The 26,042-nt window shown below is 60.9% G+C and carries 23 protein-coding genes; 14 read left to right on the top strand and 9 right to left on the bottom strand.

Annotated elements, in window-relative coordinates; translation table 11 throughout:
• Positions 1–46: 46 nt before the first annotated feature.
• Positions 47–1,786: a serine protease gene (locus tag ACR0D8_RS03985; protein WP_480644748.1), complete on the bottom strand. Its 1,740-nt coding sequence runs from the start codon at positions 1,784–1,786 to the stop codon at positions 47–49.
• A 205-nt stretch (positions 1,787–1,991) separates the two neighbouring features.
• Here ACR0D8_RS03985 and ACR0D8_RS03990 point away from each other — a divergent pair, with 205 nt between their 5' ends.
• Complete coding sequence (locus ACR0D8_RS03990; protein WP_480644750.1) at positions 1,992–2,921, top strand: glycine--tRNA ligase subunit alpha; 930 nt, start codon at positions 1,992–1,994, stop codon at positions 2,919–2,921.
• Positions 2,922–2,929: 8 nt separating this feature from the next.
• Here ACR0D8_RS03990 and ACR0D8_RS03995 read toward each other — a convergent pair whose 3' ends face one another.
• Positions 2,930–3,562 carry a MarC family protein gene (locus ACR0D8_RS03995; RefSeq protein WP_480644752.1) on the bottom strand — a complete coding sequence of 211 codons (633 nt, stop codon included), beginning with the start codon at positions 3,560–3,562 and terminating at the stop codon, positions 2,930–2,932.
• Positions 3,563–3,653: 91 nt separating this feature from the next.
• Here ACR0D8_RS03995 and ACR0D8_RS04000 point away from each other — a divergent pair, with 91 nt between their 5' ends.
• From ACR0D8_RS04000 to glmM, 9 genes are all read left to right on the top strand, one after another.
• Entirely contained in the window at positions 3,654–4,175 is a 522-nt protein-coding gene (locus ACR0D8_RS04000; RefSeq protein WP_480644753.1) for a DUF6446 family protein, read from the top strand.
• Positions 4,176–4,181: 6 nt separating this feature from the next.
• A complete protein-coding gene (gltS, locus tag ACR0D8_RS04005; RefSeq protein WP_480644755.1) occupies positions 4,182–5,396 on the top strand; it encodes a sodium/glutamate symporter in 1,215 nt (404 codons plus the stop codon).
• A gap of 9 nt (positions 5,397–5,405) precedes the next feature.
• The gene (glyS, locus tag ACR0D8_RS04010; protein ID WP_480644756.1) at positions 5,406–7,679 is read left to right on the top strand and encodes a glycine--tRNA ligase subunit beta; all 2,274 of its coding nucleotides are present in this window, start codon (positions 5,406–5,408) and stop codon (positions 7,677–7,679) included.
• Positions 7,680–7,722: 43 nt separating this feature from the next.
• A complete protein-coding gene (locus ACR0D8_RS04015) occupies positions 7,723–10,284 on the top strand; it encodes a putative PEP-binding protein (RefSeq protein ID WP_480644758.1) in 2,562 nt (853 codons plus the stop codon).
• A gap of 186 nt (positions 10,285–10,470) precedes the next feature.
• Positions 10,471–11,112: a cell wall hydrolase gene (locus ACR0D8_RS04020; protein ID WP_480644759.1), complete on the top strand. Its 642-nt coding sequence runs from the start codon at positions 10,471–10,473 to the stop codon at positions 11,110–11,112.
• Between the two features lie 73 nt (positions 11,113–11,185).
• Positions 11,186–12,559 carry a multicopper oxidase family protein gene (locus ACR0D8_RS04025; RefSeq protein WP_480644760.1) on the top strand — a complete coding sequence of 458 codons (1,374 nt, stop codon included), beginning with the start codon at positions 11,186–11,188 and terminating at the stop codon, positions 12,557–12,559.
• A gap of 103 nt (positions 12,560–12,662) precedes the next feature.
• A complete protein-coding gene (locus ACR0D8_RS04030) occupies positions 12,663–13,583 on the top strand; it encodes a dihydroneopterin aldolase (protein ID WP_480644761.1) in 921 nt (306 codons plus the stop codon).
• Positions 13,580–14,578 (top strand): dihydropteroate synthase, encoded by a 999-nt coding sequence (gene folP / locus ACR0D8_RS04035; RefSeq protein ID WP_480644762.1) that lies wholly within the window; start codon positions 13,580–13,582, stop codon positions 14,576–14,578. The genes ACR0D8_RS04030 and folP overlap by 4 nt, the downstream gene beginning before the upstream one ends.
• A 35-nt stretch (positions 14,579–14,613) precedes the next feature.
• A complete protein-coding gene (gene glmM / locus ACR0D8_RS04040) occupies positions 14,614–15,957 on the top strand; it encodes a phosphoglucosamine mutase (RefSeq protein WP_480644763.1) in 1,344 nt (447 codons plus the stop codon).
• Here the strand turns inward: glmM and ACR0D8_RS04045 are convergent.
• Positions 15,954–16,856, bottom strand: a complete 903-nt coding sequence (locus ACR0D8_RS04045) for a DMT family transporter (RefSeq protein ID WP_480644764.1) — start codon at positions 16,854–16,856, stop codon at positions 15,954–15,956. The genes glmM and ACR0D8_RS04045 overlap by 4 nt on opposite strands.
• A 74-nt stretch (positions 16,857–16,930) precedes the next feature.
• Entirely contained in the window at positions 16,931–17,953 is a 1,023-nt protein-coding gene (ilvC, locus tag ACR0D8_RS04050) for a ketol-acid reductoisomerase (RefSeq protein ID WP_475159721.1), read from the bottom strand.
• Between the two features lie 131 nt (positions 17,954–18,084).
• On the opposite strand from ilvC, the gene ACR0D8_RS04055 reads away from it, so the two are divergent.
• Both ACR0D8_RS04055 and ACR0D8_RS04060 read left to right on the top strand, forming a co-directional pair.
• Positions 18,085–18,540, top strand: coding sequence for an Lrp/AsnC family transcriptional regulator (locus tag ACR0D8_RS04055; protein WP_480644765.1), 456 nt, complete (start codon positions 18,085–18,087; stop codon positions 18,538–18,540).
• Positions 18,537–18,995 (top strand): Lrp/AsnC family transcriptional regulator, encoded by a 459-nt coding sequence (locus ACR0D8_RS04060; RefSeq protein ID WP_475159729.1) that lies wholly within the window; start codon positions 18,537–18,539, stop codon positions 18,993–18,995. Before ACR0D8_RS04055 ends, ACR0D8_RS04060 begins: the two co-directional genes overlap by 4 nt.
• A 6-nt stretch (positions 18,996–19,001) precedes the next feature.
• Here the strand turns inward: ACR0D8_RS04060 and ACR0D8_RS04065 are convergent, their stop codons facing one another.
• Positions 19,002–19,703, bottom strand: coding sequence for a GntR family transcriptional regulator (locus ACR0D8_RS04065; protein WP_480644766.1), 702 nt, complete (start codon positions 19,701–19,703; stop codon positions 19,002–19,004).
• Between the two features lie 233 nt (positions 19,704–19,936).
• Between ACR0D8_RS04065 and ACR0D8_RS04070 the strand changes: the two genes are divergently transcribed.
• Positions 19,937–21,064, top strand: coding sequence for an aminotransferase class V-fold PLP-dependent enzyme (locus ACR0D8_RS04070; protein WP_480644768.1), 1,128 nt, complete (start codon positions 19,937–19,939; stop codon positions 21,062–21,064).
• A 22-nt stretch (positions 21,065–21,086) separates the two neighbouring features.
• On the opposite strand, the gene ACR0D8_RS04075 is transcribed toward ACR0D8_RS04070, so the two are convergent.
• The 3 genes from ACR0D8_RS04075 to ACR0D8_RS04085 all read right to left on the bottom strand — a co-directional run bounded on the left by ACR0D8_RS04075 (position 21,087) and on the right by ACR0D8_RS04085 (position 23,340).
• Positions 21,087–22,283, bottom strand: a complete 1,197-nt coding sequence (locus tag ACR0D8_RS04075) for a UbiH/UbiF family hydroxylase (RefSeq protein ID WP_480644769.1) — start codon at positions 22,281–22,283, stop codon at positions 21,087–21,089.
• 76 nt (positions 22,284–22,359) lie between these two features.
• On the bottom strand, positions 22,360–22,608 hold the full coding sequence (locus ACR0D8_RS04080; protein ID WP_480644771.1) for a hypothetical protein: 249 nt from the start codon (positions 22,606–22,608) through the stop codon (positions 22,360–22,362).
• 87 nt (positions 22,609–22,695) lie between these two features.
• Entirely contained in the window at positions 22,696–23,340 is a 645-nt protein-coding gene (locus tag ACR0D8_RS04085; RefSeq protein ID WP_480644774.1) for a pyrimidine 5'-nucleotidase, read from the bottom strand.
• A gap of 100 nt (positions 23,341–23,440) precedes the next feature.
• Between ACR0D8_RS04085 and ACR0D8_RS04090 the strand changes: the two genes are divergently transcribed.
• Entirely contained in the window at positions 23,441–24,088 is a 648-nt protein-coding gene (locus tag ACR0D8_RS04090) for a GntR family transcriptional regulator (RefSeq protein ID WP_475159747.1), read from the top strand.
• Between the two features lie 3 nt (positions 24,089–24,091).
• Here the strand turns inward: ACR0D8_RS04090 and ACR0D8_RS04095 are convergent, their stop codons facing one another.
• Positions 24,092–25,966, bottom strand: a complete 1,875-nt coding sequence (locus tag ACR0D8_RS04095; RefSeq protein ID WP_480644776.1) for a glycosyltransferase — start codon at positions 25,964–25,966, stop codon at positions 24,092–24,094.
• Positions 25,967–26,042 lie beyond the last annotated feature (76 nt).

The following is a 26,042-nucleotide window of genomic DNA, read 5'->3' on the forward strand; positions in this document are numbered from 1 at the left end:
AAGCGCCGCCCAAAAGGGCGGCGTTTTTCGTTTTCAATGAACCGCCTTAGTCCCAGCAATGCACAAGAACGGTCATTCCGTTCGCGCGGCGGCTGAGTTCATTGGGCGAAATTTGGGTGGCCGACTGGCTGGATTGCCCGGACACGCCGGCCTTTGACAGGACTTCGTTCAGCCTGTCGACCGTGGCCGCAAGGCTGACCGAGGCGGGCAATGTGCGCCCTTCGGACGGCGTGGGCAGGAGCATTCCGACAACCTGACCACTGCCGTCGAATACCGGGCCGCCTGCGTCCCCCGGTCGCGCTGCCAGTTCCAGCCGCTTGACGCCGTCCTCTCCATTCAGACCGCGCACGTCGGTGATCTGGCCATAGGTCAGCGTCGGCGCGCCCAACGCACCCTGATAGGAAAAGCCCGACACCGCGACCTCGGCCTGAATCCGGGGTCTGTCGGCGCTGAATTCTGCGATGCTGATCGGTGCAAGGCTGCTGCTGGGCCGCAGGACCGTCACGCCCAGATCGGTATCTGTCCAGGCAACCTGCAATTCCTGATCGCCCTCCAGCGTGACCCGGCCGCAGCTTTCGGCCGCTTCGGCGACGGTCAGGACCGTGCCGCTTGCGTCCGTAAAGAACCCGGATCGGGACAAGCGGGGTTTGCGCACCTGAAGGCCTGCCACCAGATCGACGCGCTGCTCGGAATCCGCACCTGCACCGGCATCCAGAACGGCGTCACCGGGCGTGAAACTGGCCTTCATTGCAGCCAACACGCGCGCGCGGCGGGCTTCGTCCTCTTCGGGCCAGACCAGCGTAAAGCCCTTGATCCGACCGTCTTTCAGGGTGGCTTCAGTGTAGGAAACGATGCCGTTGCCACGACCCTCCAGCGTAAATCGATCGCGTCGCAATTCGCGGGCGCCGTCCAGCGGCACGATTTCCAGCGACTGCATGACTTCATACAGCGCGCGCAAGGTCGACCTGTCGCCATCCTGGCTAATGAGCAGCACCTGAGCGCCCAGATCGGACGACCCGGTGAAATGCGCGAACGGGGCCTCGTACCGGTCGAACGCCACGACACCCAGCGGCAGGTCCAGTTCAATTCCGGCCTGCGCGTCGGTGTATCGGTCCATGCCCACGCTGATCAGCGGCGCATTGTAATCTTCCATCAGCGCCTTGCGCTGCGCAGTGGTCAGAACGCCGGTCGGCTCGTACCCGTTAAAGCGTTGCCAGTCGCCCATCGAACGGCGCGTACCCTGACCGAATGCACCGTCGATCGTGGAATTGTAGAACCCGGCGGCCTGAAGTGCGGTTTGCAGGTCCCGACGCTCCTGCGCGGTCAAAAGACGTTCCGATCGCAGCGCCTGCGCGCGTGTTTCGTCCGTGGGTTGGGGTGTCAGCCCCGCGACCGGCGGTTCCGGCTGCGGTTCAGCCTCAACCGGTGGCGTGACTGTTCCCCGGTCCAGAATGTTAGCGCCGACAGGCCAGAACTGCTGACCGAGTGAGCTGGAAAAGGCGATAAAACTGTCCGAAGGGATCTGCCCTTCGGCGCGGTATACGCGCAGGACCTGCTCAGCATCGCTGCGCAAATAGGGGCCGATCAGGATGGCGTACCAGCCTGAATTCAGGCGAAACCCGTTCACGTCCGGCAGGGCGTTGGCATAGACCTGAGCCCGGTCCCGCGCCTCGCGCAGCGACGGCTGTGCTTCGACCTGGACCCAGACGGCCGCGTCCTGCTGTGCAAAAGCGGCCCTGACGCCGAAGAGGAAAAGTAACAAGAATACCGTGAATTTGCGTGTCATTGTCTGCCCGTGTCCGCAGTGTTTTAGCTTTGTCGCAGACTACGCGATTTGAAGGGGGGAACGCCATGCTTGGAATACGGGGAATTTCCAGTGTGGCGGCGCAGTGACAGCCTGAACGGATTGGCCCGTTGACGCCCCCTGGCCCCTTGCATAGGAAGGGCAAAACCGACCGGAACCGGGCGCGGATGTGCCCAAAGGGAATGTCATGACCGAACCGTCCAGCGCACCACGTTCTTTTCAGGAAATCATCCTGCGGCTTCAGACCTATTGGGCCTCGAAGGGCTGTGCGATCCTGCAGCCCTATGACATGGAGGTTGGGGCAGGGACGTTCCACCCGGCGACCACTCTGCGCGCGCTGGGGTCAAAGGCCTGGGCCGCGGCCTATGTGCAACCGTCGCGCCGTCCGACCGACGGGCGCTATGGTGAGAACCCCAACCGGTTGCAGCATTACTACCAGTATCAGGTGCTGATCAAACCCAGCCCGCCGGATCTACAAGAGCTGTATCTGGGTTCGCTGCAGGCCATCGGCATCGACATGGACCTGCATGACATCCGGTTCGTCGAGGATGACTGGGAAAGCCCCACTCTGGGCGCCTGGGGGCTCGGCTGGGAGGTTTGGTGTGACGGCATGGAAGTCAGCCAGTTCACCTATTTCCAGCAGGTCGGCGGCCATGACTGCGCCCCGGTCTCGGGCGAGTTGACCTATGGTCTTGAGCGGTTGGCGATGTATGTGCTGGGCATCGACCACGTGATGGACATGCCTTTCAACGATCCGCAATCGCCCAGCCCGCTGACCTATGGCGATATCTTCAAGCAGACCGAAGAGGAATACGCCCGCTGGAACTTTGACGTGGCCAATACCGAAGTGCTGCTGCGCCATTTCGAAGAGGCCGAAGCCGAGTGCGCCGCCATTCTGGCGCAGGAGCATGATGACCCTAAGACCGGCAAACGCATCGTGATGGCGCATCCTGCCTATGATCAGTGCATCAAGGCCAGCCACATCTTTAACCTGCTGGATGCGCGCGGCGTGATCTCGGTGACCGAGCGGCAGGCCTATATCGGCCGGGTTCGGACGCTGGCAAAACAGTGCGCAGACGCTTTCATGCTGACCGAGGCCGCCGGGTTCGAGGCCTGATGGGGCGCTCAGGCCAATCCCGGCAGCAAGACTTTCAGGCCGTCTGCGATCATGCTGATCGCAATGGCCGACAGGATCATGCCCATAAAGCGGCTCATGATGACACGGGCATTGTCCGACAACCGCCTGGCAAGGGCCGAGGCGTTCCAGAATGTGATGAACAGCAAAAACAGCACGGCCAGAAAAACGCCGGAATAGATGATTGCATCGGCAGGTTTGGAAATATGGTGCGCATACAGGATCAGTGTCGTGATCGTGCCGGGGCCCACCAGAATGGGAAAGGCCAGCGGGTAGAAGGCGACTGTTTCCGGGGCAGGGTAGGATTGCTTTTCCCCTTCGGTCCCGTGGTGCGAGCTGCTTTCGGTGCCGTTCAGCATGTTCAGCCCGATCATCAGAACGACCAGTCCGCCGGCCACGCGCAGGTCATCCACGCTGATCCCGAACAAGCCCAGCGTCTGATTGCCGATGGCGGCGAAGGCACCGCCAAGGATCAGACAGTAGGTGGCTGTTTTCGCAGCAACTTTCCGTTGATCAGCCGGGGTCAGGCCGTCGGTGACGCTCAGGAAAACCGGCAGGTTGGTGATCGGATTCATAATCGCAAACAGCGCACCGAAAAACCCGACAGCAAGGGTCATGTCCATTCGAAAAGCCTTGTTTCCACCTGTATCAGTTTGGAAACTGGCGCATTTTTCGCGAACTTGAAAGAGGCAGCTTGACAGGGATGATCAAAAGATGACCGGAAAACTGCTTGCCATCATTCTTCTTGTGTCTGCGGCACTGGCTGGTGCGGGTATGTATTACCTGCAGGTCTACGGGTTTTACTATGAAGTAGCTGCTCAGCCCGGAAAGGATGTGGTTCTGCTGCGCAAGGGGGCTTATAGCCCCGAACCGATCAACTACACAGCGTTTCAGGCAATAGACGCCGACAGTTCACCGATCCGGTACCGGGCCTGTTTCGAGACGGATCTTTCGGCCGACGACCTGAGCGCGTTTGTTCCAGCAGAAGACCCCGAACCCCTGACGGCCCCGGGGTGGTTTAACTGCTACGATGCCGAAGCGGTTGCCACGGCTCTGAAATCCGGGCAGGCACGGGCGTTTCTTGGGCAGAAGAATATCCACTATGGGGTCGACCGGATCGTCGCCGTAACACAGGACGGCAGAGGGTTTGTCTGGCACGCGCTGAACAATTGCGGTGAAAAGGCCTATGACGGAACCGTCGTGGGTGAAGAATGCCCGCCTAGGCCCGAAAGCTGAGGCAACATGGTTGAGGCGATGCTTCAGATCCCGGATTTTCTGACTGCCACGCTTGGATTTGCGGTGTACCTGATCGGGGCCGAGATCAACGCGCGGGTCTCGGTATTGCGCCAGTTCAACATACCCGAACCAGTCACCGGAGGGTTGTTGGCGTCGGTCGCATTGCTCATTGTGTATCTTGTCTGGGGCATCGAACTGACCTTTGGACTGACGGCGCGGGATTTCCTGCTTGTTGTTTTCTTTGCCGGAATCGGCCTGAATGCCCGCCTTTCCGATTTAATTTCCGGCGGCAAGCCTCTGTTTTTGCTACTTGTCCTCACTTTGATCACCATCGTTGCGCAAAACGTGGTCGGGGCCGCTGGCGCGGTCGCATTCGGGTATCCTGCCCAGTCCGGGGTTCTGTTTGGGTCCGCCTCACTGATCGGTGGCCACGGAACAGCCATTGCCTGGGCTCCCGAGGTAGGTGCCGCAACCGGGTTGGACGGTGCCACTGAACTGGGGGTTGCCGTGGCGACCCTGGGTCTTGTTCTCGCCGCGCTGGTCGGAGGGCCGATTGCCCGCCTGCTGATCGAAGGGAAAGGGTTGACCCCCGATCGCCCGAACGAAGAACATACCATCGGCGTGTCGGGAAGCCCGGGTGAAGCAGCGCTCAGAATTGATCACCTGACGATCATGCGGGTGCTGCTGTACCTGAACATCGCCATCATCTGCGGGTATTTTCTGAACGAGGTGATCCGTTCCGCCGGGCTGAAGCTGCCGCTGTTTGTGCCCTGTCTGATCATGGGGATCATCATTGCCAATCTGCGCTCGGCGCTTGCGCCAAGGGCGCCTGCGGTGTCACGCACGCCCGCGCTGGCACTGATTTCCGAGTTCTCTCTGGGTGCCTTTCTGGCCATGTCGCTGATGAGCCTGCAACTCTGGACCATCGCCGAACTGGGCCTTGCCATCGTGGTCATCATGACGGCGCAGACAGTTCTTGCGGTGGTCTTCGTGATCTGGGTGCTGTTCCCGATCATGGGCGGCAATTACCGCGCCGCCGTGCTGGCCGCCGGGTTTGGCGGGTTCGCGCTGGGCGCAACTCCCACCGCGATTGCCAATATGACCGCCGTGACCAAGCGATATGGCCCGTCACCTATTGCCTTTATCGTGCTGCCCCTTGTATCCGCATTCTTTGTGGACATCGCCAATGCCATCGTCATTCAGACGATCGTTTCATTCTAAGGACCGACAATGCCCGACCTGCTGATCGAACTGTTTTCCGAGGAAATCCCCGCCCGTATGCAGACCCGCGCAGGTGAGGATCTTAAAAAGCGGATCACCGATGGTCTGGTCGAGGCCGGTCTCACCTATGCCGGGGCCGCAGCCCTGACCACGCCACGCCGCCTGACGCTGGCCATCGACGGGTTGCTGGCCGAAAGCCCCACGATCCGCGAGGAACGCAAAGGCCCCAAGGTCGGCGCGCCGGACAAGGCCATCGAAGGTTTCCTGCGCGGTGCCGGTCTGACCCGTGACCAGCTTGAGGAACGCGATACGCCCAAAGGCGCGGTCTATTTCGCAGCAATCGAAAAACCCGGCCGTCCGGCAGCGGAAATCGTGGCCGAGGTGCTTGAGGCGACGATCCGCAACTTCCCCTGGCCCAAGTCGATGCGCTGGGGCGGTGGCCCGTTACGCTGGGTACGCCCGCTGCATTCGATCCTGTGCATCCTCAGTGATGAAGCCGGCACGCAGGTGGTGCCGTTGAATATCGACGGCATCAAGTCGGGCGATACAACCGAAGGTCACCGTTTCATGGCGCCGGATCGGTTCCCGGTGACGTCGTTCGAGGATTACGCTGCCAAGCTGAAACGCGCCTTTGTCGTGCTGAACCCTGCGGATCGCGCCGAACATATCTGGAACGATGCCCAGAACATGGCCTTTGCCGCCGGTCTGGAAGTGGTCGAGGACAAGGGCCTGCTGGCCGAGGTGGCCGGTCTGGTCGAGTGGCCGGTGGTGCTGAAGGGGCGGATCAATGAGGAATTCCTCGAACTGCCGCCCGAGGTGCTGCAGACCTCGATGAAAGAGCATCAGAAGTTTTTCTCGGTTCGCAATCCCAAGACAGGGCGGATCGAACGCTTCATCACCGTCGCCAACCGCGAAACCGCCGACAATGGCGCGACCATTCTGGCGGGGAACCAAAAGGTGCTGTCAGCCCGTCTGGCCGATGCGAAATTCTTCTGGGAGAACGACCTGCGCGTTGCCAAATCGGACATCACCCAATGGACCCGCGCGCTGGAGAATGTGACTTTCCACAACAAGCTGGGCACGCAGGCCGAGCGCATCGAGCGCATCGCCGCGCTGGCCCGCGAACTGGCGCCGGTGACCGGCGCGGATGCCGATCAGGCCGAGAAGGCCGCGCGTCTGGCCAAGGCCGATCTGAGTTCCGAGATGGTTTATGAATTCCCCGAACTTCAGGGGCTTATGGGGCGGTATTACATCGAAGCCGCAGGCGAGGATGCTGCTGTGGCCGCTGTGGCGCAGGAACATTACTCGCCGCTGGGACCGTCGGATGACGTACCGACCGCGCCGCTCTCGGTGACCGTGGCGCTGGCCGACAAGCTGGACACGCTGACCGGGTTCTGGGCGATTGATGAGAAACCGACCGGGTCGAAAGACCCGTTTGCGCTGCGTCGTGCGGCGCTGGGGGTTATTAGGTTGGTGCTGGAAAATGGGTTGCAGGGTTCCATGAGACTTCTCGCTTCCCAAGCTACCTATATCCTCGCCTTCCTCGAAGCGTCCAGGGGCACACGTGCCTATGAAAGGATCGTCGCCGAAGGAATTGGTGGCGAGCAGTTTGAAAAGCACTTCCTAAAATGGCTTTCCGGAGAGTACGACGATAGCCTCACAGCAGAAAAAGTTTCCGAAACCGATCACTATGAAGAGCAAGTTGGAGACTATGTATTCTATACGATATTGGACAAGTATCGTGAACTGGATGCAACGGGTGAACTCCTCACCTTCTTCCACGACCGCCTCAAGGTTTTCCTCCGCGATGAAGGCATCCGTCACGACATCATCGACGCCTGCATCGCGATGGACGGCAATGACGACCTCAATCTGCTGGTCAAACGTGCCCGCGCTCTGAACGCGGTGATTGCGACTGAGGATGGGGAAAACCTCGTGCAGGGCTTCAAACGCGCCAACAACATCCTGACGCAGGCCGAGGAGAAGGACGGCGTTGAATACTCCTATGGCGCGGATGTGAAATTCGCCGAGACCGACAGCGAAAAGGCGCTGTTTGCCGCGCTCGACGCGGCGCAGGCCGACATCGCGCCGGCGCTGAGGGCTGAAGATTTCCCGAAGGCCATGGCCACAATGGCCGCCTTGCGCGGCCCGGTTGATGCGTTCTTTGACGAAGTTCAGGTGAACACCGACAATGATATCCTGCGCCGTAACCGCCTGAACCTGCTGAGCCAAATCCGGCAGGTATGCTCCAGCGTCGCCGACCTCAGCAAGATCGAGGGTTGATCCAGATCGCCCTTGCGCCATCGGGGCAGGGGCTTATGCTGCGGTGAAACCAAAAGGTGCCGCAGTGCAGAATAACCCGCATACCACGCTGATCACGTCCTCCGCGCCGATTGCCGCCAACACTCACGGAGGGCGCGCCAAATGCCTGCAACGGCTTGTTCGGCTTGAGATGCCGGTGCCGCGGACCGTGGCTTTGTCCTTCGATGCGGTACAACGGATCGCGGACGGGCATATTCCGGATATCGAAGCCATCGTCGAACAGTTCGACCAGACCGCGCTGCTTTGCGTCCGGCCCAGTTCGGAAGATCCCGACTGGGGCGGTCCCGGAGCCATACTGAATATCGGCATGAACGACGCGCGCTATGTCGACCTGTCGGATTCCATGGGCGTCGAGGCCGCCGCCGCGCTGTATCTGCGCTTTGTTCAGAGTTTCGCGGTGCATGTTGCGCGTCTGGATGCGGATGTCTTCGACGACATCGATGCGGACGGGCGAGAGGGCCTGCAACAATCGCTGCGGGCTTACGAGGACGAAACCGACGAGGCCTTTCCGCAAGACCGGGGCGAGCAGTTGATCGCTGTGCTGCGGTCCATGGCCCGGGCCTGGGACGGGACCTCGGCCCGATTGCTGCGACAGGCCAAGGGCGCACCTGCGGATGCCGGGCTTGGGCTGGTCATACAAGAAATGATCCCCGGCGTCGGTCAAGGGGAGTGCGGCTCCGGTGTTCTGCAACTTGTCGATCCCACAACCGGGCTGCCGCAGTTGACGGGCCGCTATCTGAGCCAAAGCCAGGGTCGCGATGCGCTGGGTGCGGATGTCGCTGCGCTGTATCTGGAAAAAGACCCGCGCGGAAAGTCACTGGAGGAGGTCGCGCCGAAGGCGTTTGCGGACGTCAAGGCGCATGCGGCGCTGATGCGGACCAAACTGCGCGAAGAGATGCAGGTCGAATTCGTTGTCGAAAACGGCCACGTCCACATTCTGGACGGTGTGCGCGTGCAGCGCAGCGCAAGGGCGGCAATGCGGATTGCCGTGCGTCTGGCCGAAGACGGCATCATACCGGCGCAAGAGGCGGTGATGCGCGTCGATCCCCATTCCCTGAACGAATTGCTGCACCGTCAGGTCCACCCGGAAGCCCGCCGCGACGTGCTGACGACAGGGATCGCAGCCAGTCCGGGTGCAGCCTCGGGCAAGATCGTGTTCACTGCCGCCGAAGCGCAGGCCAGTGCCGCACGGGGCGAGCCTTGTATTCTGGTCCGCCGCGAAACCTCGCCCGAGGATGTGCGCGGAATGCATGCGGCCGTGGCTGTCCTGACCGAAAAGGGCGGTATGACCAGCCATGCTGCCGTGATTGGGCGCGGGCTGGGTCTGCCTTGCATTGTCGGTGCGTCCGAGATGCGGTTTCAGACCAAGAAAAAGCTGCTGACCGCGCCGGACGGCCGCGTGTTCAAGACCGGTGACAAACTGACGATCGACGGCACGTCCGGTCAGGTGCTGGCGGGACAGCCCGCCATGCTGGAGGCTGCGTTGGATGACTGTTTCCAGACCCTGATGGGGTGGGCTGATGCCGAGCGCGACATTGCCATCCGGGCCAATGCCGATACGCCCGCCGATGCGCAGACCGCGCGGAATTTCATGGCAGAAGGCATCGGCTTGTGCCGGACCGAGCATATGTTCTTTGATCCCGGTCGTCTGATCGTGATGCGCGAGATGATCTTTGCGCAAACCTCTTCCGGGCGGGCGGCGGTTCTGGAACGCCTGTTGCCCATGCAGCGCGATGATTTCGTGCAACTGTTCAGGATCATGGAAGGGCAGCCCGTCTGTATCCGCCTGTTCGATCCCCCGCTGCATGAATTCCTGCCCACCACGCGCAGCGGACAGCGTGAACTGGCCGAGGCGCTGGACCTGCCGGTTTCCGACGTTGAACGGCGGGTCGCCGCCATGACGGAATACAATCCGATGCTTGGCCTGCGCGGCGTCCGTCTGGGAGTGACGGTCCCCGAAATTTACGACATGCAGGCGCGCGCGATTTTCGAGGCCACGCTCGAAGCCAGCAAGGACGGCGCGCCGGTCGTGCCCGAGGTCATGATCCCGCTTGTTTCGGCCAAGCGCGAGGTCGAACTGGTCAAGGCGCGCATTGACTCGGTCGCTGCCGCGGTCGCGTCCGAGCGCGGGGTCGAGTTCGAATACCGGCTTGGCGTTATGGTTGAAACCCCGCGTGCATGTCTGCGCGCGGATGAGATCGCGCCGCAAACCTCGTTCCTCAGCTTCGGTACCAACGACCTGACACAAATGACCTATGGATTGTCGCGGGACGACGCGGGACGGTTCATGTCGGCCTATGTCCGCCAGGGCGTCTTTGTCGAAGACCCGTTCCATGTACTGGACCCGGACGGTGTTGGCGAATTGCTCAAACTCGGGGCCGAACGGGGCCGTCTGGCCCAACCGGATGTCACGCTTTCGGTTTGCGGAGAGCATGGCGGCAACCCCGAATCAATCGCCATTTGCCGCGATCTCGGGTTCGACTATGTGTCCTGTTCCCCCTTCCGGGTACCCGTCGCTCGGCTGGCTGCCGCTCAACTGGCGATTTCGTCCAGACTTGGGGGTTGACAGCGCCCTTTTACCCTAGGATTAGTGGTTTTTGAAACGCACCGTCGCCAATTTATTTTGGCGCTACGGCGATTTTCCACTTGCGTTTTCTTCAGAACTGGACGTCCCAAGTTTTATTCGGTATGAGCCTCGTCGCGCCCGCCGGGGGAGGGTTCGGCGCGAAATGTGCCTGTGCGAGGTTATCTGATGCTACGATATATACTGGCTGTTGCCACGATGGCAGCAACCGCGCTGCCGAGTGCGTCCTATGCCGAACGTGAAGCGACCGATACTGCCAAAACCGAGCTGGTTTCGCGAAGCGGTCTGCCCGGTCAGAATTTTCGCGACTACCTGAATCTGTTCAAGCCGCGCAAAGAGCTTGAGCCGAAAGAGATATCCTATTCGAAGGCCTGGCTGGATCAACAGCCTGCGGCCACCGGGGATGAACATTTCAAATGCTTGGCCGAAGCGCTGTACTTTGAAGCCCGCGGCGAAAGCGTGCGCGGTCAGTTTGCCGTGGCCGAGGTTATCCTGAACCGGGTCAAAAGCAGCCGCTTCCCAAATTCTCTGTGCGGCGTAATCAAACAGGGAACGGGCAAGAAATATCAGTGCCAGTTCACCTATACCTGCGACGGGTACAAGGAAGTGATCCGCGAGAACAGGGCCTATGAGCGGGTGGCAAAGGTTGCACGAGCGGCCATTGACGGCGTTGCTCAGGAAATGACCGAAGGCGCCACGCATTACCACACGACGGCGGTCCGTCCGTCCTGGTCGCGGGTCTACAAGGAAACAGCCCGCATCGGCGTGCATATTTTCTATCGCCACAACTACCGGACAGCGAGCAACTGATTGACGCACCCGCGCTGGAACCCTGATGGCGCGGGGCGGATTGTGACCTATGTTGCGGGCCAGGAGGCCCGCAATGTCATTTTCGCGTAGAGGATTTCTGCAATCGGCAGCCGCCTTGGCGGTGCTGCCCGGTGCTGTCAGGGCGTCGGGTGCTGACCTGATTGCGCAGGCGTCCGAACAACAAATCGCACCGGAGGGATTTCCGCGAACGCCGGTCTGGTCCTATGGCGGGACAGTCCCGGGAACCGAAATCCGGGTACAGCAAGGCGCGCGCGTGTCCCGCAGGTTGGTGAATGATCTCCCGCAGCCCACAACCGTGCATTGGCACGGTATCCGGATCGACAACGCCATGGACGGTGTGCCTGGTCTGACGCAGAAGGTTGTCGCGCCGGGCGAAAGCTTTGACTACGACTTTGTCGTTCCGGACGCGGGAACCTATTGGTACCACGCGCATAACCAGTCGATGGAACAGGTGGCGCGCGGGCTCTACGGGCCGCTGATCGTCGAAGAGGCGGACAGCCCGGATGTGGACCGCGATCTGACGCTGATGCTGGATGACTGGCGTCTGGACCCTGAAACAGCGCGGATCACGGATGATTTCAGCAATGGCCACGATCTGAGTCATGCGGGGCGGTTGGGGAATCTTGTCTCTGTCAACGGCCGGTTCGACCCTGCCTATCCCGTGAATGCCGGTGATCGCCTTCGTCTGCGCCTGATCAACGCCTCGAACGCCCGGATTTTCGATCTTGCGCTGGATGGGCTGGCTGGATGGGTGGTGGCGCTGGACGGAATGCCTTTGGCTGTACCACAGCCAGTCACTGAAAGCTTTCCTCTGGCACCGGCGCAACGTATCGACCTGATATTGGATGTAGCGCAGGGATCGGCCAAGGATGCGAACCTGATCAGCCTTGAGCGCGACGGCGGCTTTGGGCTGGTGCGGTTCCCGGTCACTGGCCCGCCGTCGGCCACCGTCCGGACGGGGGTGTCGCCCTTACCAGCGAATCCGATGCCTGATCTGATGCTTGAAGGCGCGCCATTACACCAGATGGTGATGCAGGGCGGCGCGATGCGGTGGCTTGAGGCCGCGAAGCTGGGTGAAGCGGAACTCTCTGGCCGCGAACTGGCGCAGCTCGGGCGGTTCTGGGCCCTGAACGGTTACGCCGAGCGGCCGAGTGACCCCTTTCTGGACGCTGAACTGGGCAGCACGCACAGGATCGAGTTCGTCAACGAAACGGTCTTTCCGCATGCCATGCACCTTCATGGGCACCATTTCCGCCTGATCCTTGCGAATGGCAGCCTTGGACCATGGCGCGATACGGTTCTGATTGAACGCGGCCAAACCCGGCAAATCGCACTGGTGGCGGACAATCCGGGGGATTGGTTGCTGCATTGCCATATGCTTGGGCATGCCGCATCGGGAATGATGAGCTGGTTTCGGGTTACCTGACGCCGCATTAGATGGCTGGAAAGGCGCTTGTTGCAGTGCTATACGCCCGCGCATCGTTTAGTTTTGGGCAGCAAAACCCATCAAGCCCGAAAAGGTTCGCCGCATGAGCTCTGAAATCCGCCTTGCCTTTGCGCACCCGTCCGAACGGTCCGAAGCGACCGCGACGCGTGGCCCGCTTGATCGCATATCGCTGCGCGACCACATCGTCGAGGTCGAGATCGGTGCTTTTCAGGCCGAGCGTGGAACGACGCAGCGCATCTGCTTTAACATCGTGGTCGAGGTCCGCCCGCTGACAGACCCGATTGACGATGACGTGGATCGTATCCTGTCCTACGACCGCGTTACCGAAGCTATCGCCTATGAGCTGGCGGCCGAGCGTCTGAACCTGCTGGAAACACTGGCAGACAGGGTAGCGGAACGAATTTTGCTTGAGCCTCAGGCGGTAAGGGCTTTTGTCAGAATAGAAAAGCTGGATCGCGGCCCCGGAGCGCTGGGGGTCGAGATCGTGCGTGGCAAGGACAACATTCACCACGATATGGTCGAGGAAGAACGCCCCCATCCGCGCCTCGTGTTCCTGTCTAACGAGGCGATTGCCTCACCAAATCTGACCGGGTGGATTGATCAGCTGGAAAACCGGCAACGTCCCTTGATCCTTTGCGTTGGTGCGGCTGACATGGCGGTTCCGCAGACCGGCCATGCGATGACCCAGCGCCGGGTCGACCTGCTGGCAATCGAACAGAACGCCTGGGTTTTGGCGGCACGGGATCACCGTTGCGTGGTGGTATCGACGCGCACGGAACTGGATTGGGCGATGAAGAATGGCCAGATCTGCGTCTGGGCTCCGTCCAAGATTGTGCTGGATGCGGTCGACGGGCCTTCTGCTGCGCCGTCGGACGCGGTTGCCCTGGCGGCGTGGTTTGCGGCGACCTTTGAAGCCAGCGAAATGATGGTGATCGGCGGTGCCTTGCCGAACGCGCCGAAAACGCCGCTGCGCGCGGTCTCGGTGGATCAGGCGCAACTGTGACCAAATATTTCCAGCCGCTGGTTCAGCACGGGCTGATACGCCCGGCCGGGGCGGTGCCTCTGGCCGGTCAGGCCCTGTGGTTTACACAAGCCATTCGACTTTCACGTACCGAACCCCCTCGGGTCGTCGAGGCACAGGATATTCCGGGCGAAACGTTGGATCGGTTGACCCGTACCCGTGCCGACATTGCCGGGCTGGCCATGACTCACCCGCAGATCATGGGCATCCTCAACGCCACGCCCGACAGTTTTTCCGACGGGGGCGTGCATAACTCGGTCGAGGCCGCGCTGTCCTCGGCGGAAAACATGGTGTCCCACGGTGCCACCGTTCTGGATATCGGCGGTGAGTCCACCCGTCCGGGCGCGACCCTGGTGCCCGAGGACGAGGAAATCGCCCGAACGATTCCCCTGATCGATGCAATTCGCAGCAAAACCGGAGCGTTGATATCCATCGACACCCGCAAAGCCGGTGTGGCGCAGGCGGCGTGGAATGCGGGGGCCGGGCTGATCAACGATGTTTCAGGCTTTACCTTTGACCCGAACCTCGCGCCATTCTGCGCCCGTATTGGTGCGCCGGTCTGCGTGATGCATATGCAGGGCGATCCGGCCACGATGCAGGACGACCCGCAATACGACGACGTCCTGCTGGATGTTTATGACTTCCTCGAAGGGCAGGTGGCCCATCTGGAACAGCTCGGCCTGACCCGAGACCGGATCGTCGTTGATCCCGGCATCGGTTTCGGCAAGACCGAGGCGCACAACCTGACGCTTTTGCGAAACCTCAGTCTGTTTCACGGATTGGGCTGCCCGATTCTGCTGGGCGTATCGCGCAAGGGCTTCATCGGTCAGATCGGCAAAGAGCCGCGCAAGAATGCGCGCGCTCCGGGTTCAATTGCCGTTGCATTGGCCGGATTGTCGCAAGGCGCGCAGATCGTGCGGGTTCATGATGTCGCCGAGACAGCTCAGGCCTTGCGCCTTTGGGCCGCCGTCCGGTAATCCGGACGCAGGCAAGAAGAAACGGAGTGACACCTATGCGCAAGCTGTTCGGAACCGACGGGGTGCGGGGCACCGCCAATACGCATCCGATTACGGCCGAGATGGCCCTGCGCATCGGCGCAGCCGTGGGGCGGTATTTTCGCCGGGATGCCTCAAGCGCACACCGGGTTGTGATCGGCAAAGACACGCGCCTGTCCGGTTACATGCTGGAAAACGCGCTGACAGCGGGGCTGACCTCGACGGGCATGAATGTGCTGTTGCTGGGGCCTGTGCCGACGCCGGCGGTGGGGTTGATGACCCGCTCGATGCGGGCGGATCTGGGTGTCATGATCTCGGCCAGTCATAACCCGGCCGAGGATAACGGCATCAAATTCTTCGGCCCCGACGGGTACAAGCTGTCCGATCAGGCCGAGATCGACATCGAACATCTGATCGAAGCAGGCGTCAAACCCGCACAGGCACAGAATATCGGGCGTGCGCGCCGTGTCGACGATGCACGGTTCCGCTACGGTGAGCGGGTCAAGTCATCCTTATCGCGCGATCTGCGTCTGGACGGGCTGAAAGTGGTGGTCGATTGCGCCAACGGTGCCGCACACCGCACCGCGCCAGAGGTGCTTTGGGAACTTGGCGCTGAGGTCATTCCGGTCGGTGTTGCGCCGAACGGCAAGAATATCAACCAGAATTGCGGCTCGACCAAGCCCCGGCTGGCCGCTGAAACCGTTGTTGCCCATGGCGCTGACGTGGGGATCTGTCTGGACGGGGACGCCGACCGCGTCGTAATGGTGGACGAGCATGGTCAGGTGGCCGACGGTGATCAGGTGATGGCGTTGCTGGCCACCAGCTGGGCCAAGGCGGATCGGTTGGCGGGCGGCGCTCTGGTCGCGACGGTCATGTCGAACCTCGGGTTGGAAAAACACCTTGCTGCGCAAGGGCTGCGGCTGGAACGAACCGCAGTCGGTGACCGTTACGTGGTTGAGCGGATGCGGGACGGTGGATTCAACCTTGGAGGCGAACAGTCGGGCCATATCGTGATGAGCGATTACGCCACGACGGGCGATGGTCTTATGGCCGGTCTGCATTTTTTGTCCGAGATGGTGCTGACCGGTCGCAAGGCGTCCGAACTGTCAGTGCAATTCGAAACCGTTCCGCAATTGCTGAAGAACGTGCGCTATGGCGAAGGGCAGACCCCGCTTGAGGCCGCAAACGTCAAAGCGGCCATTGCCGATGCCGAGGCACGTCTGAACGGGCAGGGGCGGCTGTTGATCCGCAAGTCGGGCACCGAACCCCTGATCCGCGTGATGGCCGAATGTGAAGATGACGTGTTGTTGACGCAAGTCGTGGACGGCATCGTGGCCGAGGTCGAGGCAGTCGCCCGTTAACGCCCAATCAGCATCTTTCTCAGGCTGAACCACTGGCTGATGGCGAGCCCGGTCAGGATCATGGCCAGCGCGATGTAGAACCGAAGCGGCAGCGCCTCGGACAGGACCCATGCGCCGAAGACCATTGACCAGATCGGCACCTGATAGTTGACCAGCGTCAGGAAAACCGACCCGGCGCTGCGAATGATGGACACGCGCAGCAACGTGGCGAAGGCTGTTGGCACAAGGCCCAGAACCAGTATGGCAAAGCTCGCGCGGTTTCCCTGCCAGCGCGGCATCCCCTCGGTCACAAACATGATCGGCAGCAGAAGAACCGCCCCCACGACCAACGTCAGGGCGGCCAGAACGACGGGATCTATCGGCGGGCAGCGGCGGGTGAAGATCGACGCGCAGGCATAGCACAGCGCGGCACCGACGCAGGCCAGTTGCGCCAGGGGTTCGGTCCCTTGCCCCAGTTGCGCCAGCCCCGGCCCGATCAGTACCAGAGCCCCCGAAAACCCCAGCGAGACGCCGACAAACCTGCGTGCGTTCATCGGTTCGTCGGAAAAGAAATGCGCCAGCGGCAACACCATCAGCGGAATTGCAGCCATCGAAAGGCCCGCAAAGGCCGAAGGTACATATTGCTGTCCCCAGCTGAGCAGTACAAAGGGCAGCGCCGTCGAAAGAATGCCGATCACGACGATCGCCCACCAAAGCGCGGCCGAGTTGTTTGGCATCCGGCGTCCGGTCAGGGCCATCAGGCCCAACAGCGTGACCGCGCCCAAAGTGGTTCGGGCCGTTGCGACGGTGATGGGCCCATACCCTTCCAGCGCCATTGTAACCACCATGAAGGTGCCGCCCCAGATCAGACCCAGGGTTACAACGCCGCTCCAGTCGCGGGGTGTGGGAAGATCGACCATCAGAGCCTCGTTTCAGGGGGCGGGACGAAAAAGGGCGGCCAATCCGGCCGCCCTTTCGATGATGAATGACCGGATCAGTTCTTTTCCTGATCGACCAGCTTGCCGGCCGAAATCCACGGCATCATGCCGCGCAGTTTCTTACCGACTTCTTCGATCTGGTGTTCGTCATTGGCGCGGCGCGAGGCTTTCAGGAAGGGCTGACCAACCTGGTTTTCCAGCATGAAGTCGCGGACGAACTTGCCCTGCTGGATGTCGTTCAGAACCTCTTTCATCGCCTTCTTGGTCTGCTCGTAGGGCAGGATGCGCGGGCCGGTGACATACTGGCCGTATTCAGCGGTGTTCGAGATCGAGTAATCCATGTTCGCGATGCCGCCTTCATAGATCAGGTCGACGATCAGTTTCACCTCGTGCAGACATTCGAAATAGGCCATTTCCGGCGCGTAACCGGCCTCGACCAGCGTTTCAAAGCCACACCGGATCAACTCGACCAAACCGCCGCACAGAACTGCCTGCTCACCGAACAGGTCGGTCTCGCACTCTTCGCGGAAGTTGGTTTCGATGATGCCAGAACGGCCGCCACCGATAGCCGAGCAATAGGACAGGCCGATTTCCAATGCCTTGCCGGTCGCGTCGGTGTCAACGGCCACCAGACAGGGCACGCCGCCGCCTTTGACATATTCGCCGCGCACGGTGTGGCCGGGGCCTTTGGGGGCCATCATGATGACGTCGACGCCTTCTTTGGGCTCGATCAGACCGAAGTGGACGTTCAGGCCGTGGGCAAACGCAATGGCCGCGCCGGGCTTGATGTTGTCATGCACGTACTTCTTGTAGGTCTCGGCCTGCAGCTCGTCGGGCATGGTGAACATGATGACGTCGCACCAGGCGGCGGCTTCTGCGATGCCCATGACCTGCAGACCTTCCGCTTCGGCCTTCTTGGCCGAGGCCGAGCCTTCGCGCAGAGCAACGACCAGGTTCTTGGCGCCCGAGTCGCGCAGGTTCAGCGCATGAGCGTGGCCTTGCGAGCCATAGCCCAGGATCGCCACTTTCTTGTCTTTGATCAGGTTGATGTCGCAGTCGCGATCGTAATAGACGCGCATGTCGCCGGTCCTTTCTGTTGCATTTGCTGAGGTTCTACTGAGAGTCTTCGGGGATAGCGATGGGTTTTCCCTTGAATAATTCCAGATGGCGTGAGTATTTATTCGTCAAAACCTGAAAAACAGAAAAAATCATGCTCGATGATGTAGACCGCCGAATCCTGCGCCATTTTCAGGCCGATCCCAGCCTGTCCACCGCCGAACTGGCCGATCTTTGCCGGATCAGTTCCAGTGTCTGCTGGCGGCGGGTTGAGAAAATGCAGGCGTCCGGGATCATTCAGGGGCAGGAGGCGGTCATTGACTGGGCTGCGCTGGGATATGCGGTCGAGGTGTCCTTGCGCGTGACGCTGGACAAGACTCAACCGCGCGCGTTTGACGAGTTTATGGCCGCCGCGCGGCAGGTGCCCGAGGTGATCGAATTGCAGACCTTTCTGGGTCGGGTAGATGTGCGCCTGTCGGTGCTGGCCCGGGATATGTCCCACTATCAGCAGCTTTACCGGGATCGCATCCTGACCCTGCCGCATATCGCCGATATCGAGGCGCTGATGCACATCGCGCGGGTCAAACGTGATGAGGTGTTGCCGGTATGACGGAACTGGACGAACTTGACCGGAAAATCCTGCGCGCGCTGGCCCGGGACGCGGCGCAAAGTGCCGGGGCGCTGGGGCGTAAGCTGGGGCTGTCCCAACCTGCAACCTGGCGCCGTATCCGCCGGCTGGAAAGTTCCGGGGTGATCAAGGGTCGCCGGTTACGACTGAACGCCGAAGCGCTTGGCTTTGGTGTGACGGTGTTTCTGGGCGTCAAACTGGCACGCAAGGGCCAGATCAGCCTCGAAGACTTTGAACGCGCCGTCAGTGCGATCCCCGAAGTGCAGACCGTCGAGCACGTCTTGGGGCTTTACGATTACCGTCTGCGCGTCGTTGCACGTGATTTGGCCGATTTTGAACGGGTCCTGCGGCGGCGGATCATGACATTGCCCGGTGCAGGGGATGTCGAAGCCAACGTGCTGCTCAGCGAGGAACGCTTGCCCGGCCCCATCGGTTAGGGTGATTCAATACCTGGTGCGAATGCAGAAGCCGGGATGGTGGGTCATCCGGGCAAAGGTCATCGGCGCGCCGTTTTTCCAGGTTGTACGTTCGAGCTGAATCATCGACGTCCCGGCCGTCGTTCCCATGAACTCTGCCAGTCGCCCGTCCGCCGAGATCGCGCAAAACGCAACTTCGGCCTCAGTAAAGGGGGCGGCGTTCAAAAGCCATTCATGCGGGCCGTGCGAATTGAGGTCAGCGTGTTCGACCTCGGGCACGGTTTCGATATTGATCCAGCGTTCTTCCAACTGAAAGGGCCGGTTATCCGCATAGTGCATACAAACCACGTGAAGCACACGCGCCTCGGGCGCGACACTGAGTTGTGACGCCAGCCAGCCGGGGCTGACGACGATATTGCGCTCGACCAGAGCATAGCGATAGGTCGAGTTCTGGCTTTCGACGGTCTGACGGGTCAGGGAAAATTCGAGCTTGGCGTGCTTGCTGGGTTCTTTTTTGACCCGCGTACCACTTTTGCGCTTACGTTCCACGAAACCCTGATCGGCAAGTTCGCGCAGGGCCCGGTTTACAGTTGCGCGCGCGCAATGAAACTCTTCGGCAAGCTGGGTTTCGGTTGGCAGCAGCGACCCCTGAGGCCATACACGGCTTTCAATCCGTCTTTTGACTTCGTCGCGTACAACCTGAAAACTAATCCGCTTTTGCGCTGTCACGAGAGGAAATACCTTTCTTCTACAAAGTGAATGTATCTGTTCAGAAACACGTAAGGGTGTAAAGGGGTGGTGACCCTGTTTGGCGTCAAGTAGTAATCTAATTGGCCCTTTCAGGGGTTAATATTTTGTTAGTAAACTATATTCCGTTGGGTCAATTGTCGCCGAGCGATGGGGGCTTTACGATCTCTGGTAAAGGGTTCAGAAATTCTGACGACACTTGGAAAGGACAGAGTATGCCGGCGTTATTGGACGGGATTGACCCAGACGGGTTGGAAGAATTTTCGGTGGTATTTACGGATCGGTCCCTGAACCACATGTCCGCACGGTTTCAGCAGGTCATGCGGGATATCTCGAGGATGTTGCGGGATGTCTACAACGCAGACTGCGTGGCCGTGATCCCCGGGGGCGGAACCTATGGGATGGAGGCCGTAGCCCGGCAGTTCGCGCGCAACGCCAACGTTCTGGTGGTTCGGAACGGGTGGTTTTCCTACCGCTGGAGCCAGATCATTGAATCCGCAGCGCTGACCGCATCTGCAACCGTTATGAAGGCGCGCCAGACCGGCAATATAAGCCCGTCGCCGTTTGCCCCGGCCCCGATCGAAGAAGTCGTCTCGGCGATCCGCGAGCAGCGCCCGGATGTCGTCTTTGCCCCGCATGTCGAAACTTCGGCCGGGCTGATACTGCCGGATGATTATGTGTCCGCCATGGCGGCCGCAGCGCATGAGGTCGGCGCGTTGATGGTTCTGGATTGCATCGCGTCTGGCTGTGCCTGGATCGACATGAAAGCCACCGGAGTGGACATTCTGATCTCGGCCCCGCAGAAAGGGTGGAGCGCATCCCCCTGCGCAGGTTTGGTCATGTTGTCCGAACGGGCCGAGGCGCGGCTGGAAGAAACGACGTCGGACAGCTTTGCGGTCGACCTGAAGAAATGGCGTCAGATCATGCAGGCTTACGAAAACGGCGGGCATGCCTATCATGCCACTATGCCGACGGATGCGTTGATTGCGTTCCGCGACACGATGGTCGAGACGCGCGATTATGGTTTCGAAAAGCTGCGCGATGCACAGTGGGCTCTGGGTGACGGAGTTCGGATGATGCTGAAGGAAAAAGGTGTGGTCTCTGTTGCCGCCGATGGGTTCGGCGCGCCGGGGGTCGTGGTCAGCTATACCTCGGATCCCGAAGTTCAAAACGGCAAGAAATTCGCGGGCCTCGGCATGCAGATCGCGGCCGGCGTACCCCTGCAATGTGATGAGCCCGAGGGGTTCAGCACCTTCCGTCTGGGTCTGTTCGGCCTGGACAAGCTGTATGACGTTGACGGCACGATCGCCCGGCTCAGACGCGTGCTGGATCAGGTTCTGTAATTCCGATAGTGACCTGAGGGCCTTAGCGCACGCCGAGGCCCATCTGCATCAGCGTCTTGCGCACTGCCGGCAAGGAATAGAGCGCGTTCAGACCCATCGCCCGCACGTCGCGCAATGGCCGCGCTTCGATCATTGAGGCACGGTTCAGCAGGTCGATGCCCTTGACGCGCATCTCGATCTCGGTGTGTCGCGCCTTGTGATACGCCTCCAGCATCTGCGCATCGCCCAGCCCGTCAGGTCGGGCCTGTGCTAGATCCAGAAGACTGCGCAGATCGCCCAATGACATGTTCAACCCCTGCGCGCCGATGGGCGGTACGACATGCGCGGCTTCGGCCATCAGGGCGATCCTTTCGCCCGACAACCGTTCTGCCGACTGGCTTATGATCGGCCATATGGTCCTGCGTGAGGCGAGTTTCAGCGGTCCGAACAGCCCGCAGGATCGTTCGGTCATCAATGCCTCGAATTCTCCGGCCTCTGTATTCAGAAGTTCAACTGCACGGGGTCCACGTTCCATCCAGACAATCGCCGAAGACGGCTGCCCCTGCCAGTCGGGCAGAGGGACCAGCGTGAACGGCCCGCCCGAGCGATGAATCTCGGTCGAGACATTGTCATGTGGGATTGGATGGGTGACCGCAAAGGCCAGCGCCTTCTGGCCATAGCGGGTGGTGCGAACGCTGATCCCCGCAGCCTCGCGCATGGGTGAGTTTCGACCGTCGGCGGCAATCACCAGCTTGCAGTGTACGCGACTGCCGTCGCTCAGCCCCACGCGCGCCTCGGCGGTGCGGGTGAACAGGCTGACCGTGCCGGTGCCAGGACGGAAATCGACATTGGGCAGTTCGGCCAGGCGCGCCACCATCTCGCGCCGCAGCAACCAGTTGGGCAGGTTCCAGCCAAAGGGCTGGTCCGAGATATCGGCTGCATTGAAATCCCGCACCACGCGCGGTTCCGGCACATCGCCGCCCGCGTCCACGATGCGCATGATTTGCAGGGGGGCTGCGTGTTTAATCAGCCTTTGCCACAGCCCGCATTGGTCCAACAATCCGTGCGCGGGTTGCAGAAACGCCGTGGTGCGCAGATCGGATCCGTCGACATCGCGTTCTGTGATCGGGGGCGCAGGGTCGACGCAGATCACGTCGAACCCGGCCGTTCCAAAGGCCGCGGCAGCGGTCAGCCCGGCGATCCCGCCGCCGGAAATCAGGATGTCGCAGCTGTCAGTCATGGCCATGGTCTCCGTGTTTCGGGCAGACCCTAGTTCCGATTGCGTCCCGGCACCAAGTGACATCCTGTCCCGTGTATCAACCGCGTGAAATCAGGATGAGGATCAGGAACACCACGGGCACCATCAGGACGGCCGGGATATACAGGCCCGGCAATCCGAACAGCAGGGCCGAGCATCCCCACATGCTGAAGATTGCAATGGCGGTGTAACCCCAGTCCTCGGCCTCACCCTGGGCGGCGTCACGGGCCATCCAGCCAAACAGGGGAATTGCAAACAACAGGCGCTGCCAGAAGGGCAGGCGCCGAGGCATCTCGATCGCACTCATGGGGGTCTCCGGTTCTGTTCGTCGCTGCAGCGCATATAGGGGCGATGCTGCACACGCAGAATGAGCAGATCGTCGCAGTGCGTCAGCCTATCGCAGGCGGGCCAGAAACGCGGTCAGGTCGTCGGTGTGGTGGTGAATATGGTCGGCCTCATGCGGCTCGGGCGCGACGTGGACGGTGCGCATTCCCATCTCGTGCGGGGCAGCCAGGTTGCGCGGGTCATCCTCAAACATCGCCGCCTTTTCGGTGTCGATCCCATCCTGTTCGAAAACCGCCTGAAACGCCGCTTTTTCCGGCTTGGGGCGATAACCCGCATGCTCAACCCCATAGATCGCATCGAACAGCCCGCTGAGGCCGCGCGCCTCTAACACCCGTTCGGCATAGGGTGCGCTGCCGTTGGTGTAGACGATGCGCCGTCCGGGCAGGGACCGGATGTGGTCGGCCAGTTCGGCGTCCGGATCCATGTGGCTCATATCCACCTGATGGACTGCGTGCAGATAGGGGTCCGGGTCCAGATCATGTTCGGCCATCAACCCGGCCAGCGTGGTGCCGTATTGGCGCCAATATTGCGACCGCAGACGATCCGCCTCGGCCCGGTCGACGCCGATGGCCTGAACCACGTAATCCGTCATCAGCACCTCGATCTGATCGAACAGGCGCATATGCGGCGGGTAAAGCGTGTTGTCGAGGTCGAACACCCATTGGGTGACGTGAGCAAAGGCAGGTTTGACCATGGCTTGGGTTTAGGCTGCTGCTGCGCGGTTTTCAATGCCGCACTTGATCCAAAGGGCATGTGACGGATAGACATGTCCGAACGAGGAGACAAACAACCCGATGCGCCAGTCCAGACAGTCGAACAAAGACGCCTACAGCCTTATTCTCGAAGCGATAGATGTGGGCGTGTACAAGCCCGGTGACCGTCTGGTCGAAAGCGAGCTTGCCGAGCGGTTCGGCGTGTCGCGCACACCGATCCGCGAGGCTTTGCAGCGGCTTGAAACGCAGTCCTTGCTGGAACGGGACGGTCGGTCGCTGATCGTTGCCTCGCTGGATCACAACCAGATGGCCGAGCTGTATGTTGTGCGGCGCGAGTTGGAGGGTCTGGCGGCGAAACTGGCGGCCAAACATGCCACCGAGGAAGAGATCAAAGTGCTGCAGGACATGGTCGAGGCCGATGATGCCCTGGTTGATGATCCGGGCGCGCTGTCGCGGGCAAACCGGCGGTTTCACGAGCAGATTCATCTGGCCTCTCACAACCGGTATCTGGTGCAGCAACTGGACCTGGTGCACCGGACCATGGCGCTGATGGCGACCACGTCTCTGGCGGTGCAGGGGCGCGGGGAAATCGCCCAAAGCGAGCATAAAGGCATTGTCGAGGCGATTGCCGCGCGCGACGAAGAAGCCGCCGAGCGTGCGCTCAAAGAGCATATCTCGGTCGCATTCATGACGCGCCTGAAACAGGACGCGGTCCGGCGGGAAACGTGAAAGCTAGGGCGAGGGGGTTTCTTCGCCGGCCTGACCGTGTTGGGTTTTGTCCCAGAAAAACGGATTGATCGCCAGTTCCCAAAGCGCCTTGTACGCGGCCAGAACTCCAAACGGGAAATACAGCGGCATTGTCGCGACGAAGGGCAACAGGAACCGTTTTTCACGCGCGAATACCGCCAATATTCCGACGGCGGCATTTGTGATCTCGGCACAAATGAACAGGACAATCAGGGCGCGAATTGCGCCGTCCGAATGGACTGACTCCAGCATTCCGGGCAGGCCGAGGGCCGACAGCCAGAACAGCCACAGGACCGGCGCCAGCAGGAATTGCCCGACCGTGCCCAGAAAAAACGCCTGGACCCCAAGAAACCTGAATAACCCGAGGTCATTCAGCAGACGTCCGGGCGCACGCATGTGAACCAGATAGGTCACCATGAACCCTTTGAGCCAGCGCGACCGCTGTCTGATCCACGGCCATGCCCGGAAATTCGCCTCTTCAAAAGTGGTCGTATCCACCATTTCGGTGCGATATCCTGCCCGGCTGAGGCGCACCCCGAGGTCGGCGTCTTCGGTGACGTTGTGGGCATCCCACCCGCCCAGTTCCAGAAGTTTGTCGCGGCGGAAAAAGAATGTGGTGCCGCCCAGCGGGACAACCAGCCCCAGGCGCGCAACGCCCTGAAGTACGACGCGAAACCAGCTGTTGTATTCGATGGTAAAACAGCGCGACCGCCAGTTCGTACGCGGATTGTAGTAATCCAGAACGCCCTGCAGGCAGACGACACTCTCGTCGGCCTGTGCGAAGTGCCGCACGACCCGCTCAATCTGATCCGACTGGGGTGCGTCCTCGGCATCCCAGACCCCAAGAATTTCCCCCCGGCAAAAATCCAGCGCGTAATTCATTGCGCGGGGCTTGGTTGTCAGGCCATTCAGTTCAGGGACTTCGACAATCCTGATCCAGCTGGGCAGATCGATTTGGGCAAGGGTGGTCCGGGTGACATCATCAGTGGCCTCAAGCACCAGAATGACATCCAAAAGCGCCTTCGGGTATGTCATCCGTTGCAGCCGCTGGATCAGGACCTCAGCGATTTCCCTTTCCTTGTACAGTGGAACCAGAACGGACACACAAGGAAGCGCAAGCGGCCCGCCGGGTTCCGGTGCCTTTGGCGGGCTTATGACCGAGTGATGAAAATACGCCAGCAGTCCGGCCAGTCGCAGCGTCATGAACAGGATCAGTGTCCCCGCCGCCGCGGCGACCAGAGATGCCAACCCAACCCGGGGAAAGGCGCAGAACAGCAATATCAAGCCAATCAGCGCCGCAATGGGACCGGAGCGTGACCGTAATGTCCAGGACCGGCAACTTTGGTCCGCGTCCACGCGTGTTTCGGCTCCTTCAGCGAGCGTTTCTGAAAACACGCGGGCGATTGTGTCGTCGATCTGATCCGCGGTGGCAAGTACGGGAACAATTCTATGTTCAACGTCCGCCATTCCCGCAAGAATCTCGGCAAACCGATCCGGGCGCGCGGTTGCCACCAACAGTACCGAGCCCTCGCGTTTCCAGGGGACGACGTTGTGCTTCAGCCAGAATTCGACCGGCTTCATACGGCAGAGGTCGTCGCTTGGGGGATCGCGGCCAAGGTCGGCAATTGGCAGGCCGCTTTGGTCCGACAGCGCGTCAAGAACGTCCGCACGGTCGACCAGACCTTCTGCCACCAAAATCTCACCCAACGGGGCCTTTTGCCAGGATTGCATGAACAGTGCTTCGTCAAGCTGTGCCTTCGTGATCAGCCCGCGCGCAGTCAGACAGGCCCCCAGCGGCTTGCGCTCTGGCGCGGGTATCGGCGCAGCGCGCGCGAAATGCTGCAGGTTCAATTCGACCATAAGGAAACAACCCTGACGCGAGATCCACGTGTCAGGGTTGTTCAACTAGGGTTAACAGCGGGTTAACCTTGTTCGT

Source organism: Ruegeria sp. BG10 (assembly GCF_056538575.1).

Bases quoted from the DNA above. Each gene is read 5' to 3' on its own strand.
- ACR0D8_RS04030 (WP_480644761.1), top strand. From the start codon at position 12,663: ATGAGCTCTGAAATCCGCCTTGCCTTTGCGCACCCGTCCGAACGGTCC.
- ACR0D8_RS04075 (WP_480644769.1), bottom strand. From the start codon at position 22,283: ATGACTGACAGCTGCGACATCCTGATTTCCGGCGGCGGGATCGCCGGG.
- ACR0D8_RS04000 (WP_480644753.1), top strand. From the start codon at position 3,654: ATGACCGGAAAACTGCTTGCCATCATTCTTCTTGTGTCTGCGGCACTG.
- ACR0D8_RS04060 (WP_475159729.1), top strand. From the start codon at position 18,537: ATGACGGAACTGGACGAACTTGACCGGAAAATCCTGCGCGCGCTGGCC.
- glyS (WP_480644756.1), top strand. From the start codon at position 5,406: ATGCCCGACCTGCTGATCGAACTGTTTTCCGAGGAAATCCCCGCCCGT.
- ACR0D8_RS04090 (WP_475159747.1), top strand. From the start codon at position 23,441: ATGCGCCAGTCCAGACAGTCGAACAAAGACGCCTACAGCCTTATTCTC.
- ACR0D8_RS04055 (WP_480644765.1), top strand. From the start codon at position 18,085: ATGCTCGATGATGTAGACCGCCGAATCCTGCGCCATTTTCAGGCCGAT.
- ilvC (WP_475159721.1), bottom strand. From the start codon at position 17,953: ATGCGCGTCTATTACGATCGCGACTGCGACATCAACCTGATCAAAGAC.
- ACR0D8_RS04020 (WP_480644759.1), top strand. From the start codon at position 10,471: ATGCTACGATATATACTGGCTGTTGCCACGATGGCAGCAACCGCGCTG.
- ACR0D8_RS04025 (WP_480644760.1), top strand. From the start codon at position 11,186: ATGTCATTTTCGCGTAGAGGATTTCTGCAATCGGCAGCCGCCTTGGCG.
- ACR0D8_RS04080 (WP_480644771.1), bottom strand. From the start codon at position 22,608: ATGAGTGCGATCGAGATGCCTCGGCGCCTGCCCTTCTGGCAGCGCCTG.
- ACR0D8_RS04085 (WP_480644774.1), bottom strand. From the start codon at position 23,340: ATGGTCAAACCTGCCTTTGCTCACGTCACCCAATGGGTGTTCGACCTC.
- gltS (WP_480644755.1), top strand. From the start codon at position 4,182: ATGGTTGAGGCGATGCTTCAGATCCCGGATTTTCTGACTGCCACGCTT.
- ACR0D8_RS04045 (WP_480644764.1), bottom strand. From the start codon at position 16,856: ATGGTCGATCTTCCCACACCCCGCGACTGGAGCGGCGTTGTAACCCTG.
- ACR0D8_RS03990 (WP_480644750.1), top strand. From the start codon at position 1,992: ATGACCGAACCGTCCAGCGCACCACGTTCTTTTCAGGAAATCATCCTG.
- ACR0D8_RS04095 (WP_480644776.1), bottom strand. From the start codon at position 25,966: ATGGTCGAATTGAACCTGCAGCATTTCGCGCGCGCTGCGCCGATACCC.
- ACR0D8_RS03995 (WP_480644752.1), bottom strand. From the start codon at position 3,562: ATGGACATGACCCTTGCTGTCGGGTTTTTCGGTGCGCTGTTTGCGATT.
- ACR0D8_RS03985 (WP_480644748.1), bottom strand. From the start codon at position 1,786: ATGACACGCAAATTCACGGTATTCTTGTTACTTTTCCTCTTCGGCGTC.
- ACR0D8_RS04070 (WP_480644768.1), top strand. From the start codon at position 19,937: ATGCCGGCGTTATTGGACGGGATTGACCCAGACGGGTTGGAAGAATTT.
- glmM (WP_480644763.1), top strand. From the start codon at position 14,614: ATGCGCAAGCTGTTCGGAACCGACGGGGTGCGGGGCACCGCCAATACG.